This window comes from Thiohalocapsa marina (assembly GCF_008632335.1).
Classification (GTDB): Bacteria; Pseudomonadota; Gammaproteobacteria; order Chromatiales; family Chromatiaceae; genus Thiohalocapsa; species Thiohalocapsa marina.
In genome coordinates, this window is record NZ_VWXX01000072.1 from 1 (window position 1) to 3,517 (window position 3,517).

Below are 3,517 nucleotides of genomic sequence, written 5' to 3' on the forward strand. Positions count from 1 at the left end.
CTGCACTATCTCAACAGCTCCGGAGACAAGACCCAGGATACGACCCGCTTCTGGTTCGATACCCGTGCGAATCTGCGCCGGGAGATGGAGGACCGCAAGCGCCGCTTCGATGAGAAGACGGAGGTGCGCGGCAAGCTCGCGCTGGCACTGAAAAAGGCAGCGGGGAATGCCAGCTACTTCGACGGTGTGCATGTCTTCACGCCCCATGCGGATGTGCCGGACGACACCGCGCTGCGCTTGGTGGTGCTGTCGCCCGAGCACTGGTATGCGCGTGAGGAGACGCGCGTTGCCTTCGACGCTGTGCTCGAGGCGGTGCAGAAGAACGGACAGAAGCCGCGCTACCGCGGCAACCGGCTGCTGTTCCTGGCGCCGGATCATGGCACCTTGGCGCGGCTCAAGGATGCAGCGGCCACCGCGCTCGCCTGGGGCTCCATTGTCGATGACGTGAAGGAGGGGCGCCTGACCATCGACAACCTGCAGCAGAAGCAAGCCGAGAAGGAGTACAAGGGCGCCGAAGAGATCCTGCCGCGCATCGCGCGCGAGTGCTACCGGTGGCTGCTGTGCCCGGTACAGGAGACACCGACCGATCCAAAGCCCGTGGTGGAGGCCTTTGCGCTCAACACCTCCGGCGGGTCACTCGGCGCGGAGATCGAGCGGGTGTGTGGAGACAACGAGTTGGTCATCTCGACCTGGTCGCCCATCCATCTGCGCACCCTGCTCAAGGAGCTGTACTGGACGGACGCTCAGCGCACAGCGAGCGCCGCGCAGTTCTTCGAGGATTCGCTGCGCTATCTCTATCTGCCGCGATTCAAGACTCGGGAGGTCCTGATCCAGGCGATCCGTACCGGCACGACGAGCCGCGACTTCTTTGGCACGGCCTACGGTCAGGACGGCGAGACCCTGGAGGGGTTTCAGTTTGGCGGCGGCGAGGTGGTCTTTGACGATACCTTGCTGTTGATCGAGCCGGAAGCGGCGAGGGCCTACGAAGCAGCGCACCAAGCGAAGCCAGTGAGTCCCGACCCTGGCACGGCAGTTACGACGCCGACGCCGCCCGGCACACCCGACACCGTTATTCCTCCCGTGCAACCACCGCCTACGTCTCCACCCGGCGCCGGTAAGGACACGCCGAAGTCAAAGGCGTTCTATGGGAGCGCCGAAGTTCCAGTGGCGACGGCGAAGATGCGTCTAGTGCAAATCGCCGACGAGATCATCGCGGTGCTGTGCTCGGACCCGAACGCCACGGTGAAGCTGTCGGTGGAGATTGCGGCGACCTTCCCGGACGGGGTATCCGACAGCGTGAAGCGGGCGGTATCGGAGAATGCGCGGAGTCTTGACATCAAGATTGCGGATTGGGAGTAGGACTGATCCCGAAAAGAGACATACAACCATCCGAGGGACGAGAACGGCAACTGATTACGGAGAAGAAATGGGGCGTTGATCAGCGTCACGACCACGGGCGATGGTGACGCTGGTCACGGAACCTCCGCGCGGGCTGCCACGTTGGAGCCGGAGCCTGTAAGCGGCCATGGTGGCAAATAGACCGAGGACCGGAACTGAGGGTTGCGACGGGGCTGGCTCAGTCGCCAGGGTCCGAATGCTGGCGTACCGACCGAGCGGACGGGCTTGCGCATTGCTTACTTGCCACCGGCGCAGGGATGAATCGCTGCTTAAGCGACTGTCAACGGACATCGAATACCGCGCAGATGACCAAGATTTAATTGGAGTTCAGCATTACACTTGCGACAGCATCCTCGTCATCGCCGATATCCTCCCCCTCTTCGGGTACTTCCCCTTGATAGATGGGCTTCCCGGTCGCCTGCTCGATAAGTCCCAGGAGGCGTCTCTGCCGATCGCGCATAAAGCCGGAAAAATCGTCACTGCGAAGTAACTCCGGCGCGATGAGGTGAGAGCGCAGATAGCCATCCAATCGGTTGGGCTCGATGGGGGGATTCTTGTTGTCGCCCTTTTCCAATCTCGCGAGGTAAACGGATGGCGCGTACCCGCCGATGATGCGGTTGGTGCGATAGGACAAAGGCGTCTTGTTGATGATGGGATCGTAGTCGGCGGGCTTGATACCCTGCTTCTTGCACCAGTCCACCGGGAAGATGTGGTGGATATCGACGTTCTCGCCGAAGAAGACCGTGTGGTCGAAGCGTTGGCCGGAGCGGAAGTCCATCGCATCCTTCTGCATCAGGAGGGCGTTGACCCCTTTGTATGCGGCCGAGAGGCGCATGCGCATCGTCTTCAAGCGATCCGCCCGGAAGATGGTGTCGGTGACCGTCGTGGGCTCGGGACCTCCCTTGAGCCAGGTAGGGACCTCGACGAAGTCCTTGGCGATGCGTGACTCCACCGCCGAGCCATAGAGCTCGCCGAAGACACCGTTCCAGTACCAAGTGGCGAGCTTGTCACGGATGCTCTGATGCTCAGAGGCATCACCGATGTCAGCGAGAATCGCGGCCAAGGGAACAATCTGGGATTGGTACGGGAGGTCGAAGACACGGTAGATGTGAAGTCGGTGCAGAAACTTGGCAGCCTTGACGAAACCTTCTTCAACCTGTTTCTCGTACTGTTTGTAGGCGGCCAAGGGCAGGCTCAGCAAGGCGTTACGATTGGCCGTGACAGCAGGTAAGTCCTTTCCAACCTTACCTTCTGCCTCTGCCTGGCGGCGCCGGTCGCGGGTGTAGAAGAGTGAAATCGCCTGTAGGAAATCGGTGTTCTTGACGTCGGCAATGATGCCGGATTCGGAGTCCGCGGGGCGTAAGGTCTCCTTGAACCGCTGGTGTCGGCCCGCACTGGCCTCACCGCCGAACCAGTCCTTGCGAAGCTCGTGACCGGCCGCGGCATACATGGCCGTGACCAGCTCAAAGGCATCGAGCGCCTTGCCGCCCGTGTTGACCTTCTCGAAGACGACGCAGACGGCCTCTTTTGAAGTCGACCGGTCGAGGGAGATCACCGGCACCCGGTAGTATTTGAAGTTCTCGAGGATGCTGCGCTTGAACGCGCGAAACAATTCGCGGTTGTGCGCGTTTTCCTCGCCCCGCCAGTATTCGTCGAAGCCGTCCTGCCAGCGATCCCAGTCAAATACCTGCGTGACCGGGTACATGAGCTCGGCATATTCCTGTTCAGGCGTAGACAGGTCAAGAACCGGCTCGCGCCCGAAGCTCTTTCGGATGACGCGATCCTCGGGTACGCCGATCACCGCATCTTCGCGATCGGTGTGTGGGTCCAAGGTCTGACGGATATCCAGGTAGAACCAACGTTTGACCTTCTTCTTTTTCGGAGTGATGGTGGCAATGACCTTGTTCCGCAGCGTGACCTGATACAGCGAGGTCATGCGCTGCTGGCCATCAAGTAACAGCGAGTGCGGGGCGGCCTGTTTGGCCTCCGGGGGCGCCCCCTCAACCGGGCGCGGCTTGAAGTTGACCTCACCGCCGGTGTCGAGCGTCATCAGGGCACCGACGGGAAAGGCCCGGGAAACGGAGGCGATCAGGCTCTTGATGCGGTCCTCGTCCCAAAC

The 3,517-nt window shown here is 61.3% G+C and carries 1 protein-coding gene and 1 pseudogene; one reads left to right on the top strand and one right to left on the bottom strand.

Going from position 1 to position 3,517, the window contains the following annotated elements; all coding sequences use genetic code 11:
- Positions 1–1,359, top strand: a pseudogene (locus F2Q65_RS19200) (ATP-binding protein); the annotation flags it as partial.
- A 355-nt stretch (positions 1,360–1,714) separates the two neighbouring features.
- On the opposite strand, the gene F2Q65_RS19205 reads toward F2Q65_RS19200, so the two are convergent.
- A partial coding sequence (locus F2Q65_RS19205; protein ID WP_150095006.1) for a DUF262 domain-containing protein occupies positions 1,715–3,517 on the bottom strand: 1,803 nt, incomplete at its 5' end.